The sequence below is a fragment of the Mesorhizobium sp. M2A.F.Ca.ET.043.02.1.1 genome (assembly GCF_003952405.1).
In the GTDB taxonomy this organism is placed as follows: Bacteria; Pseudomonadota; Alphaproteobacteria; order Rhizobiales; family Rhizobiaceae; genus Mesorhizobium.
On record NZ_CP034445.1, the window covers coordinates 4,996,546 to 5,017,173 of the forward strand.

Here is a 20,628-nt window from a genome sequence, read left to right on the forward strand (position 1 = left end):
CAGCCCTCGCTGCTTCATCGCACCACGCACGCTGCCTACAATCCCAGCCATTTGCACAATTTTTAAGCAATATTGCCTTCTGTCTAATTAGGCATCATTTTGGGGCTTGTGCAAGCCAAATTTCCCTGACATCTGTTGCGTAAGGGAGAATGGAAGGCACGGAAAACGACGAAAAAGTCGAACAACTTCGTGTTGAATAGGTGTCCCGCAACGGCCTGAAAGAGCCGGAAGGGAAATGAGGCAGATGGCGCCGTCAGCGACATTGTGCCTCGGAATGGGGAAGGCTGATGTCTTTGGCGAGCTTCGTTCAGCAGCTGCCCAAGGTCGAGTTGCATCTGCACCTCGAGGGCGCCGTTTCCGCCTCTACCTTCGCCGATCTCGCCGCTTTGAATTCGGTCGCGCTGCCCAAGCCGACAGCTGAGCTGTACAGCTACGACAACCTGCCCGACTTCCTGAAAATCTACGACCTGGTCTGCGCCTCGATCAAAAGCGCCGCGGACTTCTCGAGGGTTACCTTCGAGGCGCTGGAGCGCTGCGCGATCGCCGGGGCGCGCTACGTCGAGCTCTTCTTCAGCCCGCATGCGCATCTCGCCCACGGCGTTTCCTACTCCAACATGCTCGCCGGCGTTCTCGACGGGATGCGGCGCGCCAAGGAAAAATATGGCGTCGTCTGTAAGCTCATTCCCGCACACAGCCGCGAGCTCGGACCGGAACGCGGCGAGCAGTTCCTGGATATGGTGCTGGCCGAGCGCGTGCCCGACGTGATCGGCATCGGCCTTGACTACAACGAGGCGCCGTTTCCGCCGGCTCCCTACGCGACGATGTACGAGCGCGCGCGCTCAGAGGGGCTGAACGTCACCGCCCATGCGGGCGAATCCGGCCCGGCCGAGAACGTTGCCGACAGCATCGACCTGCTCGGCGTGCGCCGCATCGACCACGGCTACCACGTGGTCGACGATCCCGCGCTGGTCGAGCGCTGCAAGGAAGCCGGCATCGTCTTCACCTGCTGCCCGAGCACGACGCTGGCAACCACGGTCTGGCGCGACCTTGCGGCTCCTGGCCACGCGATTCGGCGCATGATCGAGGCTGGCCTCAACGTCACCATCCATTCCGACGATCCGCCGATGTTCGCCACCACGCTCGACCGCGAATACGCGCTGGTCATGGACAATTTCGCGCTCTCGCCGGAGGCGCTGAAGAAGATCGCGCTCGCCGGCCTCGAGGCCGCATGGCTCGACAACGAAACCAAGCAGGCATGGATGTCCGAATGGTCGGCGGAAATCGATGGCCTGCTGAAAACCGAACTCCTCCCAAACTGACCGCCGTGTATCGCGCAAAGGATAGAACATGATCAGTATCGAGAAGCTTTCCCGCCGTGGATTCCTCAACATGGGCGCCGCCGCCGGCGCCTCGCTCCTGCTGCCCAGGACGGGCCTCGTCGGCGCCGCGCGCGCGGCCGCGCCATTGCCAGCCGTCGCCGAAGAGAATGCCGTGATCGGCTTTGGCCATGTCGGCCCGGTCACCGACGAAGGCTGGACGTGGGCGCATCACCAGGGCGTGCTGGCCGTACAGAAGGCGTTCCCCAAGCTGAAGAAGGTGCTCGAGGTGGAGAACGTGCCGTATTCGGCGGATGCCACCCGTATCTACCGCCAGTTCGTGAGCGAAGGCGCCAATCTCATCTTCGACACATCCAGCACTGGCGACTTCCTGCACGAGGTTGTGAAGCGGGCGCCCGACGTCGGCTTCATGGAGTGCGACGGCCGCACCACGATGGACAATCTCGGCTGGTACTATCTCAACCATTGGTACCCGACCTATGTGCTGGGTGTTGCCGCCGGCCATCTCAGCAAGTCCGGCAAACTCGGCTATGTCGCCTCCTTCCCGGTTCCGTCGGTGTTCAGCGGCACCAACGCCTTCCTCCTGGGCGCGCGTTCGGTCAATCCGAATGCCACGCTGCAGGCGGTCGTCATCAACTCCTGGTTCGACCCGCAGGCCGCCGCGCAGGCCGGCACCGCGCTCATCGACAATGGCTGCGACTTCCTGTTCGGCATCATGGACGAGGCCGCCTATCTGCAGGTCGCCGAGAAGCGCGGCGTCTGGGCAGCGATGTGGAACACCGACATCCGCCGCTACGGTCCGAACGCCTACGTCTCCTCCATTATCATCGACTTCAAGGACTTCTACGTCGACCAGGTGAAGAAGCGCCTGGCCGGCGAGTGGACCTCGAGCGAGAACCTGTTTGCGATGGGCAAGGGCATCGACCGCGACGCATGGGGCGAGAAGGTCCCAGCCGATGTCGCCAAGGCGGCGGACGACGTGCGAGAGAAGATCCTCGGCGGCTGGTCGCCCTTCGCCGGCGAGATCAAGGACTCGACCGGCAAGGTCCGCGTCGAGGCCGGCAAGACCATGACCGACCTCGAGCTCTACTACTGGGATTGGTCGATCGAGGGCGTCTCGGGCCTCAGCGCCTGATGACCTGCCATAACGCAGCGCATTGCGGCAGGCCGGCATGAATGCCACGCAGGATCGCTACATCGCGGCGCCGGGAACGGCGCCGCTGGTGCAGCTGAAGGGTATCGCCAAATATTTCCCGGGCGTCGTCGCCAACCAGGACGTCGATCTCGACGTGCTTCCGGGAGAGATCCACGCGCTGCTCGGCGAGAACGGCGCCGGCAAGTCGACGCTGATGAACATTCTCACCGGCATCTACCAGCCCGATGCAGGCGAGATCACCATCGACGGCTACGCCAAGGAGTTCGCCACGCCGCTCGACGCCATCGCGGCGGGCATCGGCATGGTGCACCAGCATTTCAAGCTGGTGCAGGCCTTCACCGTGGCCGAGAACATCCACCTCGGCTGGAGCGAGACGCCCCGGCTTGCCTCCGCTCGTAAGCTGGAGGCGCGGACGAAGGCGCTGGCGCAACGCTTCAACCTCAATGTGCGGGCGGACGCACGCATCAACGAGCTTTCGACCGGCGAGCAACAGCGCGTCGAGATCCTGCGCGTGCTCGCCCGCGAGGCCCGCATCCTCATCCTCGACGAACCGACGGCGGTGCTGACCCCGGCCGAGGCGCGCGAGCTCTTCAAGGCGCTACGCGAATTCACCTCGCGCGGCAACGCGGTCATCTTCATCAGCCACAAGCTGGACGAGGTGCTGGAAATCTCCGACCGCATCACCATCCTGCGCGGCGGCCGCAGGATCGCGACGCACGACACATCCGAGTGCAATCCCCGGATGCTGGCGCGGCTCATGGTCGGCCGCGACATCGTGCTCGCCGACATGCGGCAGCGGCCGCCCGGCGCGGCGCCCCGGTCGGCGGAGCCGATCCTGAGGCTGGAAAGCGTCTCGGCGCTCGACGACGGCGGAAAAACTGCCCTCCACGACATCACCCTCGACATCCATGCGGGCGAGATCGTCGGCATCGCCGGCGTCGCCGGCAACGGGCAGCGCGAGCTTAGCCATGTGCTCACCGGGCTGCAGCGCATCGCGTCGGGACGCATCGTCGTGGACGGCGCGCCGCTCGGGGCGGGGGATGCTGCTGCGTTCAGCGAGCTCGGCATCGGCCACATCCCGGAGGACCGGCTGCGCAGCGGGCTGGCCCCGGCGATGAGCGTTGCCATCAACGCGGTCATGCGCGAATACAAGAAGCCGCCCATCGGCTCCGGCGGGCTCTATCGCTCGGGCGCCGCGACCCTGCTTGCGCGCGAGATCGCCAAGGCCGCGGACGTCGCCGTGCCGGACTTCGCCATGCCGGTCCGCAACCTGTCGGGCGGCAACCAGCAGCGTCTGGTGGCGCGCCGCGAGATGCGCATCGCCCACAAGGTGCTGGTCGCCGCCTATCCCAGCCGCGGCCTCGACGTCGGCGCCATCAACACGATGCTGCGCTACATCGTCGAGCTGCGCGACGCAGGTGCCGGCATCGTGCTTATCTCGGAGGACCTGGAGGAACTCCTCAACCTCTCCGATCGCATCGCCGTGCTCTACGAGGGCCGGCTCATGGGCGCGCTCGACAACGACAAGATCGACGTCGAGCAGATCGGCCTGCTGATGGGCGGACGCACCGTGCGGAAGGAGGCGGCGTGATGTTGCAGGGCCTGCGCCTCCAGCGGCTGCCATCCGTCCAGCCTGGCATCGCGCTCGCCATGCGCGCGCTGGCCATTGCCATCGTGGTGCTGGCCGCATCCATCGCGCTGCTGGTGGCAGGCGAGGACCCGCTCGCGCTAGGAGCGCAGCTCGTCAGCGCCACCTTCAGCTCCACCTTCGGGATGGAGGATTTCGGGCTGCTCGTGATCCCGCTGATCCTCACCGGCCTCTCGGTGGCAATCGGCCAGCAGATTGGTACCTGGAACATCGGCGCCGAAGGACAGTTCCTCCTCGGCGCCTTCGCGGCCACCGCGGTCGGGCTGTTCGTACCCGGCCCTGCCTGGCTCATCCTGCCGCTGATCATTGCCGCCGGCGCGCTCGGCGGCGTCGTCTGGATCCTGGTCCCCACACTGGCGCGCGCCTTCGTCGGCGTGAACGAGCTGATCACGACGCTGCTGCTCAACTTCGTGGCTGCGCTGCTCGTCTACTACGTCTCCACCGGCCCGTGGCGCGACCGCGTCGGCATGTCCAACTCCTCGACGCCGCGGATCACGGTCGAGATGCCCGAATTCTGGGGACTGATTCACTGGGGCCTGCCGATCGCCATCCTGATGGCGCTGGCCGCCGCCGCGATCCTCGCCTTCTCCCGCTGGGGATACGAGGTGCGGCTGTCCGGCTCGAATCCTTCGGCCGCGGCCTATGCCGGCATCGCGGTGCGGCGCCACATCATCACCGTCATGCTGCTGTCGGGCCTGATCGCCGGCGTCGCCGGCGCCTTCGAGCTCGCCGGCACCGTTCACCGCCTGCAGGGCGGGATTTCCAACAACTTCGGCTATCTCGGCATCATGGTCGCGGTGCTCGCCCGCAACTCCTGCGTCGGCGTCATCTTCACCGGCATACTCATGGCCTTCATCCTCAACTCCGGCATCATCCTGCAGACTCAAGGCATCACCACCTCCGCAGTGCTGGCGATGACCGGGGCGATCCTGTTCCTGACGGCGATCGGCGACGAGCTTGCGCATTACCGCATCCTCCGCGCCGGATCGACGAGAGCATAGAGCGAGACCGACATTGGACCTCTTGACCGGAATTCTCGCCACAACCTTTCTCGCCGGCGGCGTGCTGGCGCTCGCGGCCATGGGCGAGGTGCTCGCCGAGCGCGTCGGCGTCGTCAATCTCGGCGCCGAAGGGCTGATGGCGATGGGCGCGATCACCGGCGTAGCGACCGTCGCGGCCGTTCCTTCGCCGGCGCTCGGCTTTGCCGCGGCTCTCGTGGTCGGGGCGCTGTTCGGCATGGTCTTCGCGTTCGCCACGGTGACCATCCGGGCGAACCAGGTTCTCTGCGGACTGGCGCTGACGCTGATCGGCACCGGGCTCGCCAACACCATCGGCCGCAGCTACTCCGGCACGCCATCGGCCGCGGTCTTCGAGCGTGTCGAGGTACCGCTGCTGAGCGACATCCCGATCCTCGGGCCGGCGCTCTTCTCGCAGAACGTGCTGCTCTACCTCATCTACATCGTCCTGCCGCTCGGCCTGCACTACCTGCTGTTCCACACACGGCACGGGCTCAACATGCGCGCCGTCGGCGAGAACCCGGCCGCCGCCGATGCCGCCGGCATCCCGGTCGGCCTGATCCGCTTCGCCTATGTCACCGCGGGCGCGGCGCTGTGCGGCGGCGCCGGCGCCTACCTGACGCTCGCCTTCGTGCCGGCCTGGTCGGACGGCATGGTCGCAGGGCGCGGGTGGATCGCGGTCTCGCTCGTCATCTTCGCCGGTTACCGGCCGGTCAACGCCGTGCTCACGGCGCTGCTGTTCGGCCTCATCACGTCGATCGGCTTCGTCGGTCAGGCGCGCAACTGGCCGGTTGCCGCCCCGTTCCTGTCGATGCTGCCCTATCTCGGCACCATCGCGCTGATGATCGTGCCGGTGCTTGCCTGGCAGAAAGTGCGCCGCCTGATGGCCGCGCCGGCCGCTCTCGGCGAGCCGTTCTACCGCGATGTACGCTGATGGGCGGCCGATGACGACGCTTCTGGTCAAGAACATCGATCATCTCGCGACGGTCGACGACGCGCGCCGCGAGATTTCGGGCGGCGCGCTGTTCGTCCGCGACAATGTGATCGACAAGGTCGGCACGACGGCCGAACTCGCAGGGTTTGAGGCCGATGCGGTGCTCGACCTCTCCGGCCATGTCGTCATGCCGGGCATGGTGAACACCCACCACCACATGTACCAGAACTTGACGCGCGTCATGGTGCAGGACGACGAGCTGATGGTCTGGCTGAAGACGCTCTATCCGATCTGGGCCGAGCTGGACGACGACGCTATTTATGTCTCCGCGCGGGTCGCCATGGCCGAGCTCATTCATTCCGGCTGCACGACCAGCTCGGACCACCTCTATATCCTGCCCAACAACTGCACGCTGGATTCGACAATCGAGGCGGCGCGCGAGATCGGCCTGCGCTTCCATGCGGCCCGCGGAGCCATGTCGCGCGGCGAGAGCCAGGGCGGACTGCCGCCGGACTACTGCGTGGAGAAGGAAGACGCCATCCTCAAGGATGCGGAGCGCCTGATCCACACCTATCACGACGCGTCGCGCCACTCGATGGGCCGCATCGTGCTCGCGCCCTGCTCACCCTTCTCGGTGACGCCGGAGCTGATGCGCGACGCGGCCGCGCTGGCGCGGCAGCATCCCGGCGTGAACCTCCACTCGCATCTGGCGGAAGAGCTGTTCGAGGAGAAGTACTGCCACGAGATCTATGGCATGCGGCCGGTCGAATTCGCCGAATCCGTGGGCTGGCTCGGCGATGACGTCTGGTTCGCCCACTCAATCTTCATGACGAGCGGCGAGATAGACCGCTTCGCCGAGACAGGCACGGGCGTGGCGCATTGCCCGTCGGCCAATATGCGCTGCGGACAGGGCATCGCGAAAGTCCGCGAAATGCTGGACAAGGGCGTCAAGGTCGGCCTCGGCGTGGACGGCTCCGCCTCCAACGACACGTCCAACATGTTCATGGAGGCGCGGCTCGCGCTGATGCTGCAGCGCGTCGCGCCGCACCACTACCTTTCCGAGAAGCCGGGCGGGCGCGGCGGCTTCGGCGGCACCCCGACGGCGCTTTCGGCACGCGAGGCGCTGGAGATGGCGACGCGCGGCGGGGCGGCGCTGCTCGGCCGCGACGACATCGGCCATCTCGCGCCTGGCATGAGCGCCGACTTCATCGCGGTGAAGCGCGACCAGCTCGGCCTGTCCGGCACCGAACGCGACCCGCTCGCGGCGCTCGTGCTTTGCGGGCCCTTCCGCGTCGACTATTCCTACATCAACGGCAGGGAAATCATCGGCAAGGGCGCGTTCCGGTCCTTCGACGTCGAGAAGGCCCTTGCCGACCACCGCGCAGTGATGAACAGGATATACAACCAGTAGAGGGAGACGGGCATGGCCATGCAAGCCGAGAAGGCTGCTCTCGACCAGTGGTACTGCATAGAGGCGCTGGACGACATTCCGGTCGGCGCGATGCGCAACAGGCTGCTGGGCGTCGATCTCAGCGTCAGCCGCGATGCCGGCGGCAAGGTTGTCGTCACGCGCGCGGGCGACAGCGAGGCTTTGCCGATACGCGAACGCTACGGCTATTTGTGGGCGACGCTCGGCGCGCCCGAACGCGACGTCCTGCCGATCCCCGAGACGCAAGAGGACGACCGGCGCTGGGTGATCTGCGGCGCGGTCTCGGTCAGGGCCTCGGGGCTCAGGATCGTCGAGAACTTCCTCGACATGGCGCATTTCCCCTTCGTCCACACCGACATCCTCGGCGCCGAGCCGCACACGGAGGTGCGGCACTACACGACCGAAATCCGTCGCGACGTCGACGAGGTCTGGGCGACCAATTGCGAGTTCTTCCAGCCGCAGGCGGCGCTGTCCGCGACCGGAGGCATCATGACGCAGTACATGTACCGCGTCGCCAATCCCTTCGCGGTCATGCTCTACAAGACATGCCCGAACTCGGCGAACCGCTGGGACGTCATCTGCCTGTTCGTCCAGCCGGTCGAGCCGGACCGCTGCCGGGCTCATCCGGTGATGTTCCTGATCGATGACTTCTCGACGACGGCAGCACTCGTCCAGTTCCAGCAGCTCATCTTCCTGCAGGACCGGATCATTTTGGAGAACCAGCGGCCGCGGCTTCTGCCACTCGAGCCCCGCGCCGAAATCCCCACCCGCGCGGACGCCTCCTCGGTGGCCTACCGCCGCTGGCTGAAGGAAAAGGGCATCGTCTACGGCACCACGGCCATGGCCGCCTGAGCGGCTGCCTGGCCGCGCGAAGGCAACATGACCGACCTCAAGGGTAAGACATTGCTCGCCTCCGGCTTCCACGCGCCGGAGCGCGGCAGCATAGACGAGCTTCGCGACGCGCTGATCGCGGTTCGCGAGGACGGCGTCATCGCCTCCGTGCTGAGGCCGGGCGACGAAGCCTATGAGGCCGCCGTCGGCGCGGCGGCCAGGGCAGGGACGCTCGTCCGGCTGCCGAAGGGCCACTATCTGCTGCCCGGGCTTGTCGACCTGCACGTGCACGCGCCGCAATACCCGCAGCTCGGCCAGGCGCTTGACGTGCCGCTGGAGGTCTGGCTGCACAAGTACACCTTTCCGCTTGAGGCGCGTTACGCCGACGTCGCGTTTGCCCGGCGCAATTACGGCCTGCTGGTCGAAGACCTGCTCGCCAACGGCACGACGACCGCGCTCTATTTCGCCACCATCCACCGCGACGCGACCCGCATCCTCGTCGACGCCTGCCTAGAGCGCGGCCAGCGCGCCCTGGTCGGCAAGGTGGTCATGGACAACGCCGACCAGTGCCCCGACTACTATCGCGACGCCTCCGCGCAAGCGGCGGTCGACGGCGCGGCCGAGCTGATCGACTATGTCCGCGCGCACCCGGACAACGGGCACGGCCTGGTCCGTCCGGTGGTGACACCGCGTTTCATCCCCGCATGCACGGATGCCTCGCTCGTCGAGCTGGGAGCGCTCGCGAAGAGCTGCGGCTGCCATGTGCAGACGCATTGCTCGGAGAGCGACTGGGAGCATGGCTACGTGCTGGAGCGGTACGGCGTGACCGACACCGCGGCCCTCGACCGGTTCGGGCTGCTTGGCCGATTGAGCGTGCTCGCGCATGCCAACTTCATCACGCCGGACGACATGGACACGATCCGGGTGCGCCGTTCGGCGGTCGCCCACTGCCCGCTCTCCAACGCCTACTTCGCCAATGCGGTCTTTCCGCTGAAGGCAGCGCTGGAGAAGGGGCTCAATGTCGGGCTCGGAACCGACATTTCGGGCGGGCCGAGCGCCTCGCTCTTCGACGGCATGCGCGGCGCGGTCATGGCATCACGCATGCTGGAGACCGGCACCGACCCCGACGTGCCGCCGGAAAAGCGGAGCAGCCGGAGGGCCGCGCGGATCGATTTCCGCGACGCCTTCCACCTCGCAACCGCCGCGGGCGGGACCGCGCTCGACCTGCCGGTCGGGCAGTTCGCGGCGGGCTATCATTTCGATGCCTGCGTCATCGACACCCAAGCCGTGGGCGGCACGATCAGGCTGCTGCAGGAAGACCTCGACCGTGGCGAAGGCATCCTGCAGAAGATCGTCTACACTGCGTCCAGGACGAACATCGCAACCGTCTGGGTAGGCGGCCGCGCTGTGGCCGGCGGGTTCCCTTCGTAGATACGATTTCAATTCTGTAGCCAATATCGGATAGAACGGATACCCAATCGACCCGCTGCTTCAATGGGTTACAAGACGTAATCGCGCCCGACCAGTTCACGGCGTCGATCACACGGTCGCAGACCGATTACTGCACCTTCTTGAACAACTTCTGGAAGATGAGCTGGCCCCAAGCGCGGCCACGTGCCTGCACCAGCGCTCCGCCCTCGTTGAGCTTTCCTAACGCCTCGTTTTGCGCCACGCCTCATACTCTCCGCGGGCATCGTCGTGCAGCGGATAGTAGCGCTGCAAGGGCGCGCCCTGCATGAGCTTCTCTCGGGAAAACTCTTCCCAATCGTGGTGCTTCTGCGCCTCCTCGATCACCATGGGCGCCATCGAGACGGGGACCACCACCGCCCCGTCATCGTCGGCGACGATGATGTCGCCGGGGATCACGGTGACACCGCCGCAGGCGATCGGAACGTTGACGGCATTGGGATAGATGCTGGTCTGCACATGATAGTTGGGCGTCCAGCCGCGCAGCCATAGCGGCAGGTCGAGCTTCTCGACATTGGGCCGGTCGCGCATGCATCCGTCGATGACGATGCCTGCGCCGCCCCGGCCCTTGAAATAGGTCGACATCATATCACCGAAGACGCCGGACCTCATGTCGCCGCGCGCGTCGACCACGACCACGTCGCCCTCCTGCGCGTGGTAGAGCACATGCCGGTGCAGCTGCGTTTCCGGATCGGCATATTCGCCTTCGTTGAAGAGGTCCGGCCGCTGCGGCAGGAATTGCAGCGTCAGCGCCGGTCCGACGATCGTTTTGCCATGGTTCTGCGCCACCGGGCCGACCATGTGCGGACTGCGGAAGCCCATGTGGCCGAGCGTGCCGGCGACCGTCGCCGCGCCGATCTCCTTCAGCGCTTCGATCAGGTCCTTGGACGGTCGCGTGATGTCGGTTGTATGCGTCATTGTCGGACTCCGGGTGAGATGGAACTACCAGTTGGTGACGGAACCGTCGCGGCGCTTGAGATGCGGCGCTTCCCAGAAGCGAAAGCTCTGCGCCTGGATCGCCGCCTCGTTGACCTCGATCCCGAGCCCCGGCAGGTCGCCGACCGGGTAATGGGTGCCGTCCAGCCGCGGTTGCACGGGAAAGAACTCGGAATTGTCGAAGCCCAGCTTCCTTTCGGGCACCCTGGTTTCGAGCCAGGCGAAGTTGGGCACCGCGGCGCCCAGATGGATGGTCGCGGCCGTGCACACCGGGCCAAGCGGATTGTGTGGCATCAGGTCGACATAATGCGCTTCGCTCCAGCCGGCGACCTTCATCGCCTCGGTGAGCCCGCCGACATTGCAGACATCGAGTCGGTTGAATTGGTGGATGCCGCGCTCGATATAGGGCAGGAACTGCCACTTGCTTGCAAACTCCTCGCCGATGGCGAAGGGGATGTCGGTCATCGTGCGCAGGCTCTCATAGGCCTCCGGCGCTTCGTCGCGGATCGGCTCCTCGAGAAAATCGAGTACGCCGCGGCCAAGCTTGCCGCAGAAGCTCGCCGCCTCGGCCACCGACAGCCGATGATGATAGTCGATGCCGAGCACGACCTCGTCGCCCAGCGCCTCTCGCGCCTTGTTCAGCATGGTGGCGGTAGGACCGATGGACTCGCGCGGCTCGAAAATGTCCCTGCTGCTTTGTCCGGCGGGGAAGAAGCGGATCGCCTGCCATCCTTCGGCATGCAGTTCGCGCGCTCGTTCGATGGCGGCGTCGCCCTCGGCCTCGTCTCCGGTCGAGGCGAAGGTGGGGATGCGATCACGCTGCTTGCCGCCGAGCAGCTCGTAGACCGGCACGCCTAGCGCCTTGCCCTTGATGTCGTGAAGCGCGATGTCGATCGCGGAGATCGCCGCCTGCAGAACCCGCCCGCCTTCGAAATACTGGCTGCGATAGAGTTCTTGCCAGATCCGGCCGATCTGCATGGCGTCGCGGCCGATGAGAAATTCGCGATAGTGCTCGACCGCACCGGCCACGGCCTTCTCGCGACCGCTCAGGCCGCTCTCGCCCCAGCCGAAGATGCCCTGGTCGGTCTCGACCTTGACGAGCATCTGGTTACGGGTCCCGACCCACACCGGGTAGGGCTTGATCGCGGTGATCTTCATCTTCGTCGTCATTCCCCCTCATGTCTCATGCGTTCGCCGTCTCAACTGGCCTCGAGCGCCATTTCCGTTTCGCTGTCGAACAGGTGCATGCGCTCCTGGTCGAACTCGAGCCAGATCTGCTCGTCGGGTGCGACGGCGACGTTGGGGGACACGCTGATGTTGACGATGGCACCGGAGAGGAACGCCTGCACGAAGGTCACGTCTCCGGTCGGCTCCACCGTATAGGCCTTGGCTGGAATGGCACCGGGGACCGCGCTCTTGTGCAGCTTGATCGTCGAATGCCGCGCGCCGAGCACGACCTTCCTGGTGGTCGCTTTCTGGACCTTGCGCGCATTGCGTTGCGACAGCTCAAGACTCCAGCCTTCCGCGCTCGTCAGGACGGCGCCGCCATTTGCCGTCGACCCCTCCAGCGGAATAAGGCTCATCGCCGGACTGCCGACGAAGCTCGCGACGAACATATTGGCGGGATGGGCGAAAACCTGCGCCGGCGAATCATATTGCTGCAGGTAGCCGCCATTCATCACCGCCATCCTGTCCGCCATGGTCACGGCCTCGAGCTGGTCGTGCGTCACATAGATGATCGTCGCCTTGAGGTCCTGGTGGAACCGCTTGATCTCGGATCGCATCTGCACGCGCAGCTTGGCGTCGAGATTGGAGAGCGGCTCGTCCATCAGGAACACCGCAGGATCGCGCACGAGGGCGCGTCCGAGCGCCACGCGCTGCTGTTGCCCGCCTGAAAGCTCGCGCGGCTTGCGTTCGAGCAGCTGCGTCATGTCGAGGACCCGCGCTGCTTCCCTGACCTTTCTGTCGATCTCGTCCTTGGGCAGCTTGCGCATCTGCAGTGGGAAGGCGAGGTTCATATAGACCGACTTTTGCGGATAGAGCGCGTAGTTCTGGAACACCATGGCAATGTCCCGGTCCTTGGGGTCGAGGTCGTTGACCACCCGGTCGCCGATGACGATGTCGCCCGATGTGACCGAGATCAGGCCCGCGACGAGATTGAGCGTGGTCGTCTTGCCGCAGCCGGAGGGCCCGACAAGCGCAACGAACTCGCCGTCATTGATTGTCAGCGAAACGTCGTTGACGGCTTTGAAGCTGCCATAGGTCTTGACGAGATCTTTGAGGACCACATGGGCCATGCAGGCAGCTCCCTAGAGCATGATGCCGAAAAGTGTGAAGCGGTTTTCGGACGACATCATGCTCTATCTCTTTGATTTAGAGCCGGATTCAGATTTCAGGTCGGTTCGACCTGAAATCATCCGGCTCTAGTGCTTGACCGCGCCTTCCGTGAGGGCGCGCACGAAGTATCGTTGCAGGAGGAGGAACAGCACCACGACGGGCACGCTCATCATGAAGCTGGCCGCCATCAGGCCAGGAAAGTCCGTCGTGTTCTCCGAGAAGAAGCGCTGGATGCCGACGGGCAGCGTCAGCTGTTCGTTCTTGGAGAGGAAGGTGTAGGCGTAGATGTACTCGTTCCAGGCGCCGATGAAGGAATAGATCGCGGTGGCGATGATGCCTGGCGTCGAGAGCGGCATCACGATCAGCATGAAGGCCTGGAACCGCGTTGCGCCGTCGATGCGCGCCGCCTGCTCGAGCTGCACCGGGATGTTGTCGTAAAAGCCCTTCAAGAGCCAGATCGCCAGCGGCAGGCCGAAGGTGAGGTAGGTGAGAACAAGCGAGCCATGCGTGTTCACCAGTCCGATCGCGCGCATCAGGATGAAGAGCGGCACCAGGAAGATCACCGCCGGGAACATGTTGCGCAGCAGGACGGCGAAGAAAAGGAAGTTCCGACCTGGGAAGGTGAAGCGCGAGAACGCGTAGGCCGCGGGAACCGCCACGATCACCGAAAGGATCGTCGTGGCGGTCGAGACGATGAGACTGTTCCAGAAGAAGCGCAGGAAATCCTGGCCGACGCTGTTCTGCGGATCGAGCAGTTTCTGGTAGCTGTCGAGTGTAGGTTGGTCAGGCCACCATTGCGGCGGAAACTGCATCGCCGCGAAGCCGGACTTGATCGAGGTGAGCAGCATCCAGATCATCGGCAGCGCGGTGTAAAGGAGCATGAACAGCAGAAAGGCGCGCCCGCCCCATCGCCATCCGTCGATCCGCACCCGGCGGACGGACCGGCCTCGTGAGATTGTCTCGGAAACCGTGCTCATGCGCCGCCGTCCTTCCGCTCGTTGCCGCTCAGCGCTCGGACATAAAAGTAGCCGAGCGTCATCAGGATGATGAACAGAAGCACCGAATAGGCCGATGCCACGCCCCAGCGCTGGCGGCCGAAGGCAAGCTCATAGATGTGGGTGATCCAGATATGCGACGCGTTCGATGGCCCGCCGCCGGTCATGATCCAGGGAATGATGAAGGAGTTGAAGTTGGCGACCGCGAGCAGCAGGATCGTCACCGTCGAAACATTGCGCAAATGCGGGAAGGTGACGTGCCAGAAGCGTTGCCATGCGTTGGCGCCGTCGACTTTGGCGGCGCGCAGCAACTGCTCGGGCACGGTCTGCAGACCGGCCGTCATCATGATCATGGCGAAAGGGAATTCGCGCCAGATGTTGACGACGATCAGCGAGGGAAGCACCGTTGAGACGCTGTCGATGAAATTCGGCGGCCGCTCGGCCCATCCGAGCTCGACCAGCACCGCGCCGATGATGCCGAAATCCGAATGGTAGATCCACTTCCAGATATAGGAGGCGGCGACCGCGCTGATGACCCAAGGAATGATGAGAATGGCGCGCAGGACGCCGCGGCCGGCAAAGTCGCGATGCAGCGCCAGCGCGGCGGCAAAGCCGAGCACGAAGGAAAAGAAAGTGGATGCGACTGTCCAGATCAGGGTGTTGAAGGTGACCTGCCAGAACACCCCGCTGGTCAGGATGGCCGTGTAGTTGTTGAAACCGACGAAGATCTTGTCGCGGAGCTGCAGGCCGGGCGGCGTGTTGAAGAACGACAATTCGATCGTGTAGTAGATCGGATAGGCGATGACGATGAGCATCACGGCAATCGCCGGAAGCACATAGGCATAGTCGGCGCGATGCTCCCACATCTTGCGAAGCACATCGGACCTGGCGGATTGCAGTCTTCGGCGAGCCTCGGCCTTGCCGCTCACGATCGTCACTTTGGCGTGCCCTTGTTCATCGGAACGAACCGGCTGCGTTGTCGGCGCAGCCGGTGAGATCGCAGGTCAGGCTTCTGAGTCAAAGAAGCAGAGCATGATGTGGTCCGAAAACCGCTTCACACTTTTCGGCATCATGCTCTAGAGTCCGCCGCCATCAGGTCTTTCACCTTCTTGGCCGCGTCGTCCGCCGCCTGGTCGACGGTCATCGCTCCGGTCAGGGCATCTGCAGCATGTCCGGGACGATGATGTTCATGATCTCGGGCGACTGCGGCAGGGCCGGGAACGGAATGCCGTATGGCAGCATCGACGTCGTGACATCGAGGAACTTGATGCTGTCCAGACGCTCCTTCATCCATTTGGTCTTGAAGCCGTTGAGGTTGCCGGGGTTCGAGCCGGCGTAAGCCATCTTCAGCGACCATTCCGGGCTCGTCCACATGCAGATGATGGCCTTCGCCGCCGGCTCGTCCACCTTGCCGCCCTCTACATATTCGGGCTTCAGGATGTGGATGTTCGAACCGCCGAAGACGACGGCGCGCTTGCCGTCGGGACCGGTCGGAATGAGGCCGTAGCGCATATTGTCGATGACGGTCTGCGCCTTGTCCTTGTCAGTGCCCGTCGCCTTCTTCTGCAGGTCGAGCATGACGTTGTAGTCGGACGGATGCGAGATCATCATGCCGAGCTGGCCGGCCAGGAACAGCGGCTGGTTGTCGGCCTGCTGGTTGGTGAGCGCCGAAACCGGAACCGATTTGTCGCGGACATACATGTCGTAGGAAGCCTGCAGCGCCGCTTTGCTCTGCGCGCTGTTGAGCTCGATGTCCTTGTAGGTCGGGTTTGCCGCGGCTTCGTCGAAAACGCCGCCGCCATACGCCCATAGCTGCGGCATGAAGCGGTAGGGCGTGTTGCCGGCATTCTTGCGCGCCACGAGACCGTAGCCGGCAATGCCGAGCTTGTCGTGGATCTGCTTGGAATATTTGACCACGTCGTCCCAGGTTGCCGGGGGCTTGTTCGGATCGAGGCCCGCGCGCTTGAAGATGTCGGCGTTCCAGATGAACGCCATCGTCTCGTTGTTGGTCGGAATGCCGTAGGTCACGCCGTCCCAGGTCACGGCCTTCATGGCGCCGGGCCAGAAATCCTCGGTCGAATAGCCGACGTCCTCGGGTTTCAGCGGCTGCAGATAGCCCTTCGAGGCGAACTCGGTTCCGCCCAGGATTTGCAGGCGGACCGCCATCGGCGCCGCGTTGCCAAGGAGCGCGGTGCGAAACTTGTCGAGCAGGTCGTTATAGGTGAGGGCCTGTTCCTCGAGCTGGATGTTCGGGTAGGTCTTGCGGAAGGTTGCGAAGAAATCCTTGTAGTACTGGCGCAGGAGGTCGGGGTCGCCCTCGAACACGCCCTGATACCAGAAAGTCAGTCGCCCCTTGTAGTCGAGCGGGGTGACCTTGGCGCAATCGCCTGCCGTGTCAAAATCCTGCGTGCCGGCAATCGAGCGCACATATTCCGGCGACCACTTGCTTAGGTCGACCGGGGGCGCGGCAAGCGCCGGACCCGACATCAGCGATATCGTCAAAGCAGTGGAAACGGCGCCGCGCAGAACGGCACCGCCGACTGTGATCCTCCTCATAGGTCTCCTCCCAGGTTCTCCTATGCCGCTCTGCGCCTAGGCAAAGCGGTCCTTGCTCGTTTCGATCGCGGGGATATTTCTCCGCCCTAATGTATCCCTTCGATCACTTCATACGTTTTCAGATCGCAGAATAGCTGTCAACGCAACAAATCGTACATTGTTTGTCGAAGATGTGCGTGATATCGGTCAGATCGTGTATTGGACTAGGGGACGGCGATGGCGGAAACGAGTGATTTCAAAGCAGAGCCACCCGAGGGGATTGACGCTCTCGGGGCATCGAGCGAGGGCGCCTCGCTTTACGAGCAGATAAGGGAGGACATCATCGAGGGACGGCTGGCTGCCAACGAGCGGCTCGTGGTCACCGATCTCGCCCGCCGTCACGGCACCTCGACCAATCCCGTGCGCGAGGCGCTGCAATTGTTGCGCGGCGAGGGCTTCGTCACCTTCGTTCCCAACCGGGGCGCGCGCGTCCGGCCCATAGATCAGGATTTCGTGCGCGATATCTACGAGATCGGCGTTCTCATCGAGCCCGCCCTGACGCGCTGGTTTGTGGGAATGGCGACCGAGGAGGACATCGCCGAGCTCGAACGTCTCGAGGGCCTGATCGAAGAGAACAACTTCGCCGACACGTTCAGGCACAGCGAGCTGGATACCGCCTTCCACACCGTGATGTACCAGCGGCACTACAACCGCCATGCCGCCGAGCTCTGGTGGAAGCACCGCGAGGTGCTGCGGGCGGTCAGCCGGCGTTTCAATTTCACGCTTGCCCGCCGCGCCGCGATCATCCGCGAGCACCGCGAGCTCATCGCGCTCGTAAAATCGGGCGAGGCCGACAAGGCGGCCGAACTCATCGCTCGCCATGTCGAGGGCTCCGGCCGGCATGTCCTCGAACACATGCGCGCGCGCAGCGCCGCCCGGGCAGGGTAGCGGACCCGCAACATCGTCAGCCTGGCCATTCAGGGAGGATAGTCCAGATGAAAATCACGAGCATTCGGCCATGGCTGGTCAAGTCCGACGCTTCCTATTGGGGAGAGTATTTGTTCGTCGAAGTGACGACCGACGAGGGGATCAGCGGCTGGGGCGAGATCACTACCACGACGAAGCTCGCCAACCGCGCGCTCTGCACGATCCTGCGCCAGATCGGGCTTGCCGTGGCAGGCGAGGATCCGGCGCGCATCGAGCATCTGTGGCACAAGGTCTTCCGCAGCTTCACCTATATGGGCAGCCGTGGCGCCGCTGTGGAATGCGTGAGCGCCATCGACATAGCGCTTTGGGATATCCGCGGCAAAGTTCTCGGCAAGCCGATCTATGAGCTGCTGGGCGGGCCGGTGCGCGATGAAATCTCGCTTTACACCCATCCCAACCAGGCCAAATTCACCAGCAAGGAAGCGGTGGTCCGCGAAATTCGCGACATCGTGGAGTCCGGCCACACCGGGCTCAAATTCGATCCGTTCCCGCACCAGGGTCCCAGCGTCGATGGCGTGGCCCGCGAAAGACGGGACGGCTATCTCGACGGCAGCATGACCCGCAAGGACGAGCGCGAAGCTGCCGAGCTCACGGCTCTCATCCGCGAGACGGCGGGGCCCAATGTCGACATCCTCATCGATGCGCATGGCCGCTTTGACGTTCCCACCGCCATCCGCCTGTGCCGCAGCCTCGAGGAGGCCGGCCAGATCGACTGGTTCGAGGAGCCTTGCCCGCCGGAAAGCCTCAACGCGCTTAAGCAGGTGCGCGACAAGGTCAGTGCCCCCATCTCCTGGGGCGAGCGCGGCCACACGAAATGGGATTTCGTGCCGGTGCTCGAGAACAAGCTCGCCGACTACATCATGCCCGACGTCACCTGGACCGGCGGCATCACCGAGCTCAAGAAGATTTCCGCCCTTTGCGAGGCCTATTACATCCCGGTCTCGCCGCATGACGCCGCGGGTCCGATCAATGTGGTCGCGGGAGCGCAGGTGATGATGACCGTTCCCAACTTCTACAAGCTCGAAACGTCGGAGTGGGACCTCTCCAAATACGATCACCTCATCGACAAGCCGCTCGACGTGTCGAACGGCAACCTCAAGCTGACGTCGAAGCCGGGTCTCGGTGTCGAGATGAACCGCGGCTATCTGCAGGCCCACGAGATCGAGCTGGGCTAGCACTGTTTAAAGCAGGCCCGGCGGGCGGGGCCACTCCCAGCGGAACGAGGACAAATCATGCCAAAAACGGATGGAGCCGACGAGGCTCTCGATCGCATCAACACGAATTCCAGGCCCTCCGAGCTGCGCATTACCGACATGCGGGTGGCCGAGATCGTCGGCGCGCCCTTCACTTCGGCGCTGCTCAAGATCTACACCAACCAGGGCATCGTCGGGCTCGGCGAGGTGCGCGACGGCGCCAGCGCCACCTTTGCGCTGATGCTGAAGAGCCGGCTGCTCGGCGAGAACCCCTGCGATATCGACCGCCTGTTCCGCCGTATCAAGCAGTTCGGCGGCCATGGGCGGCAGGGCGGCGGCGTCTCGGCGGTCGAGATTGCGCTCTGGGATCTCGCCGGCAAGGCCTATGGCGTGCCGATCTACCAGATGCTCGGCGGCAAGTTTCGCGACCAGGTGCGCGTCTATTGCGATACGGACGCCGAGAAGCCGAGCGGCACCGAGACCGGCAAGCGCCTCAGGGCGCGCATGGAGCGCGGCTTCACCTTCCTCAAGATGGACCTGGGCCTGATGCAGATCGCCCACATTCCGGGCGCCGTGACGGCGCCCGCCGGCGCGCTCGAAGGGTTTCACGCCAATCCGCGCGGCCGCGGCGGCACGTTCGAGGAGCGCAAGGCCCGCAATCTCGCCTACGATGCGCAGAACGTGCAGCACCCGTTCACGGGCCTGCATTTCACCGAGAAGGGCATCGACCTGCTGGAGCAATATATCCACGAGGTCCGCGAGGTCATCGGCTACGAGATTCCCTTGGCCATCGACCATGTCGGCCACATCTCGCTGCAGGACGGCATCCGCCTGTCGCGCCGTATCGAGAAATACGTGCCGGCATGGCTCGAAGACGTGATCCCCTGGCAGTACACCGAACAGTACCGGCAATTGCAGCAGGCGACGTCGGTGCCGATCTGCACCGGCGAGGATATCTATCTCAAGGAGGGCTTCGAGCCGCTGCTGAGGAGCGGCGGCCTCTCCGTTATCCATCCGGACCTGCTGACCAGCGGCGGCATCCTTGAGACCAAGAAGATCGGCGACATGGCGCAGGATCACGGCGTCGCCATGGCGATCCACATGGCCGAAAGCCCAATCGCGGCCATGGCCGCGGCGCATGTCGCGACCGCGACCGAAAACTTCATGGCGCTAGAATACCACTCCGCCGATGTCGACTGGTGGGATGATATCGTCACGGGCCTCCCCAAGCCGCTCGTCAAGGACGGCTTCATCACCGTGCCCGGCAAGCCGGGGCTGGGGATCGACGACGTCGTCGACGAGGTGATCTCGCAGCATCTGCAGCCCGGTGTCACAGGGATATGGCAATCCACCGAGCATTGGGACGATGAACATAGCTGGGACCGGACCTGGAGTTAGCCCGGACGCCCTTGCCCTCATCCCCAAGGTCACAGAGCCACCCACCGACCATTCGTGTCGACCTCTCCCACGGGAGAGGCGGAGAAAGAAACGGACGAAACCATGATCTACGAAATGCGCATCTATGACTGCCTGCCGGGCAGGCTGCCGGCTTTGCTCAAGCGCTTTTCCGACCAGACGCTGGCCATCTGGGAGAGGCACGGCATCCGCCAGGCCGGGTTTTTCACCACGGTGATCGGTGAAAACAACAATCGGCTCACCTATTTCCTCGCCTGGGAATCGCTGGCCGAGCGCGAGGCGAAATGGACGGCTTTCGTCACCGATCCGGTATGGCACAGGGCCCGGGACGAGTCTGAGCGCGACGGGCAGATCGTTGCCAATATCAGCAGCCAGCTGCTCACGCCGACAGCTTTCTCGTCTGTGAAATAG

The 20,628-nt window shown here is 64.3% G+C and carries 17 protein-coding genes and 2 pseudogenes; 12 read left to right on the forward strand and 7 right to left on the reverse strand.

The genetic code is table 11. The features are described 5' to 3' along the window. Nucleotides 1–287 precede the first annotated feature (287 nt). From add to guaD, 8 genes are read left to right on the forward strand one after another with little or no spacing between them, the layout of a single operon-like run. Nucleotides 288–1,319 carry an adenosine deaminase gene (gene add, locus EJ068_RS23685; protein WP_127249321.1) on the forward strand — a complete coding sequence of 344 codons (1,032 nt, stop codon included), beginning with the start codon at nt 288–290 and terminating at the stop codon, nt 1,317–1,319. A gap of 28 nt (nt 1,320–1,347) precedes the next feature. Further along, entirely contained in the window at nt 1,348–2,472 is a 1,125-nt protein-coding gene (locus EJ068_RS23690; protein WP_127249320.1) for a BMP family ABC transporter substrate-binding protein, read from the forward strand. A 37-nt stretch (nt 2,473–2,509) separates the two neighbouring features. Then, nucleotides 2,510–4,084: an ABC transporter ATP-binding protein gene (locus tag EJ068_RS23695; protein WP_127249319.1), complete on the forward strand. Its 1,575-nt coding sequence runs from the start codon at nt 2,510–2,512 to the stop codon at nt 4,082–4,084. Continuing rightward, a complete protein-coding gene (locus tag EJ068_RS23700) occupies nt 4,084–5,142 on the forward strand; it encodes an ABC transporter permease (protein ID WP_127249318.1) in 1,059 nt (352 codons plus the stop codon). Before EJ068_RS23695 ends, EJ068_RS23700 begins: the two co-directional genes overlap by 1 nt. 13 nt (nt 5,143–5,155) lie before the next feature. After that, nucleotides 5,156–6,091 (forward strand): ABC transporter permease, encoded by a 936-nt coding sequence (locus tag EJ068_RS23705; RefSeq protein ID WP_042638754.1) that lies wholly within the window; start codon nt 5,156–5,158, stop codon nt 6,089–6,091. Nucleotides 6,092–6,101: 10 nt separating this feature from the next. Further along, nucleotides 6,102–7,502: an 8-oxoguanine deaminase gene (locus EJ068_RS23710; protein ID WP_127249317.1), complete on the forward strand. Its 1,401-nt coding sequence runs from the start codon at nt 6,102–6,104 to the stop codon at nt 7,500–7,502. 18 nt (nt 7,503–7,520) lie between these two features. Next, nucleotides 7,521–8,372, forward strand: coding sequence for an aromatic ring-hydroxylating dioxygenase subunit alpha (locus EJ068_RS23715; RefSeq protein WP_128315489.1), 852 nt, complete (start codon nt 7,521–7,523; stop codon nt 8,370–8,372). A gap of 27 nt (nt 8,373–8,399) precedes the next feature. Continuing rightward, entirely contained in the window at nt 8,400–9,782 is a 1,383-nt protein-coding gene (gene guaD, locus EJ068_RS23720; RefSeq protein ID WP_127249316.1) for a guanine deaminase, read from the forward strand. A gap of 127 nt (nt 9,783–9,909) precedes the next feature. Here the strand turns inward: guaD and EJ068_RS33455 are convergent. The 7 genes and pseudogenes from EJ068_RS33455 to EJ068_RS23755 all read right to left on the reverse strand — a co-directional run. Continuing rightward, nucleotides 9,910–10,005 (reverse strand): annotated as a pseudogene (locus EJ068_RS33455) (NADP oxidoreductase coenzyme); the annotation flags it as partial. After that, nucleotides 10,002–10,736 carry a ribonuclease activity regulator RraA gene (locus EJ068_RS23730; RefSeq protein WP_129554900.1) on the reverse strand — a complete coding sequence of 245 codons (735 nt, stop codon included), beginning with the start codon at nt 10,734–10,736 and terminating at the stop codon, nt 10,002–10,004. The pseudogene EJ068_RS33455 and the gene EJ068_RS23730, both read right to left, overlap by 4 nt. A 24-nt stretch (nt 10,737–10,760) precedes the next feature. After that, nucleotides 10,761–11,924 (reverse strand): mandelate racemase/muconate lactonizing enzyme family protein, encoded by a 1,164-nt coding sequence (locus EJ068_RS23735; protein ID WP_127249315.1) that lies wholly within the window; start codon nt 11,922–11,924, stop codon nt 10,761–10,763. 29 nt (nt 11,925–11,953) lie between these two features. After that, nucleotides 11,954–13,051, reverse strand: coding sequence for an ABC transporter ATP-binding protein (locus EJ068_RS23740; protein WP_127249314.1), 1,098 nt, complete (start codon nt 13,049–13,051; stop codon nt 11,954–11,956). Nucleotides 13,052–13,177: 126 nt separating this feature from the next. Continuing rightward, a complete protein-coding gene (locus EJ068_RS23745; protein WP_126062425.1) occupies nt 13,178–14,068 on the reverse strand; it encodes a carbohydrate ABC transporter permease in 891 nt (296 codons plus the stop codon). Beyond that, the gene (locus EJ068_RS23750; protein WP_127249313.1) at nt 14,065–15,024 is read right to left on the reverse strand and encodes a sugar ABC transporter permease; all 960 of its coding nucleotides are present in this window, start codon (nt 15,022–15,024) and stop codon (nt 14,065–14,067) included. Before EJ068_RS23750 ends, EJ068_RS23745 begins: the two co-directional genes overlap by 4 nt. 131 nt (nt 15,025–15,155) lie before the next feature. Further along, nucleotides 15,156–16,642: pseudogene (locus EJ068_RS23755) on the reverse strand (sugar ABC transporter substrate-binding protein). Between the two features lie 216 nt (nt 16,643–16,858). Between EJ068_RS23755 and EJ068_RS23760 the strand changes: the two are divergent. The 4 genes from EJ068_RS23760 to EJ068_RS23775 all read left to right on the forward strand — a co-directional run bounded on the left by EJ068_RS23760 (nt 16,859) and on the right by EJ068_RS23775 (nt 20,628). Next, complete coding sequence (locus EJ068_RS23760) at nt 16,859–17,569, forward strand: GntR family transcriptional regulator (protein ID WP_127249311.1); 711 nt, start codon at nt 16,859–16,861, stop codon at nt 17,567–17,569. Between the two features lie 47 nt (nt 17,570–17,616). Beyond that, nucleotides 17,617–18,783 carry a mandelate racemase/muconate lactonizing enzyme family protein gene (locus tag EJ068_RS23765; protein WP_127249310.1) on the forward strand — a complete coding sequence of 389 codons (1,167 nt, stop codon included), beginning with the start codon at nt 17,617–17,619 and terminating at the stop codon, nt 18,781–18,783. Nucleotides 18,784–18,840: 57 nt separating this feature from the next. After that, entirely contained in the window at nt 18,841–20,199 is a 1,359-nt protein-coding gene (locus tag EJ068_RS23770) for a mandelate racemase/muconate lactonizing enzyme family protein (RefSeq protein WP_127249309.1), read from the forward strand. A gap of 102 nt (nt 20,200–20,301) precedes the next feature. Further along, nucleotides 20,302–20,628 carry an NIPSNAP family protein gene (locus EJ068_RS23775; protein WP_127249308.1) on the forward strand — a complete coding sequence of 109 codons (327 nt, stop codon included), beginning with the start codon at nt 20,302–20,304 and terminating at the stop codon, nt 20,626–20,628.

Coding starts and splice junctions, on each gene's coding strand:
- EJ068_RS23770 (WP_127249309.1), top strand. CDS start 18,841: ATGCCAAAAACGGATGGAGCCGACGAGGCTCTCGATCGCATCAACACG.
- EJ068_RS23740 (WP_127249314.1), bottom strand. CDS start 13,051: ATGGCCCATGTGGTCCTCAAAGATCTCGTCAAGACCTATGGCAGCTTC.
- EJ068_RS23735 (WP_127249315.1), bottom strand. CDS start 11,924: ATGACGACGAAGATGAAGATCACCGCGATCAAGCCCTACCCGGTGTGG.
- EJ068_RS23765 (WP_127249310.1), top strand. CDS start 17,617: ATGAAAATCACGAGCATTCGGCCATGGCTGGTCAAGTCCGACGCTTCC.
- guaD (WP_127249316.1), top strand. CDS start 8,400: ATGACCGACCTCAAGGGTAAGACATTGCTCGCCTCCGGCTTCCACGCG.
- EJ068_RS23730 (WP_129554900.1), bottom strand. CDS start 10,736: ATGACGCATACAACCGACATCACGCGACCGTCCAAGGACCTGATCGAA.
- EJ068_RS23760 (WP_127249311.1), top strand. CDS start 16,859: ATGGCGGAAACGAGTGATTTCAAAGCAGAGCCACCCGAGGGGATTGAC.
- EJ068_RS23715 (WP_128315489.1), top strand. CDS start 7,521: ATGCAAGCCGAGAAGGCTGCTCTCGACCAGTGGTACTGCATAGAGGCG.
- add (WP_127249321.1), top strand. CDS start 288: ATGTCTTTGGCGAGCTTCGTTCAGCAGCTGCCCAAGGTCGAGTTGCAT.
- EJ068_RS23710 (WP_127249317.1), top strand. CDS start 6,102: ATGACGACGCTTCTGGTCAAGAACATCGATCATCTCGCGACGGTCGAC.
- EJ068_RS23700 (WP_127249318.1), top strand. CDS start 4,084: ATGTTGCAGGGCCTGCGCCTCCAGCGGCTGCCATCCGTCCAGCCTGGC.
- EJ068_RS23690 (WP_127249320.1), top strand. CDS start 1,348: ATGATCAGTATCGAGAAGCTTTCCCGCCGTGGATTCCTCAACATGGGC.
- EJ068_RS23775 (WP_127249308.1), top strand. CDS start 20,302: ATGATCTACGAAATGCGCATCTATGACTGCCTGCCGGGCAGGCTGCCG.
- EJ068_RS23695 (WP_127249319.1), top strand. CDS start 2,510: ATGAATGCCACGCAGGATCGCTACATCGCGGCGCCGGGAACGGCGCCG.
- EJ068_RS23745 (WP_126062425.1), bottom strand. CDS start 14,068: ATGAGCACGGTTTCCGAGACAATCTCACGAGGCCGGTCCGTCCGCCGG.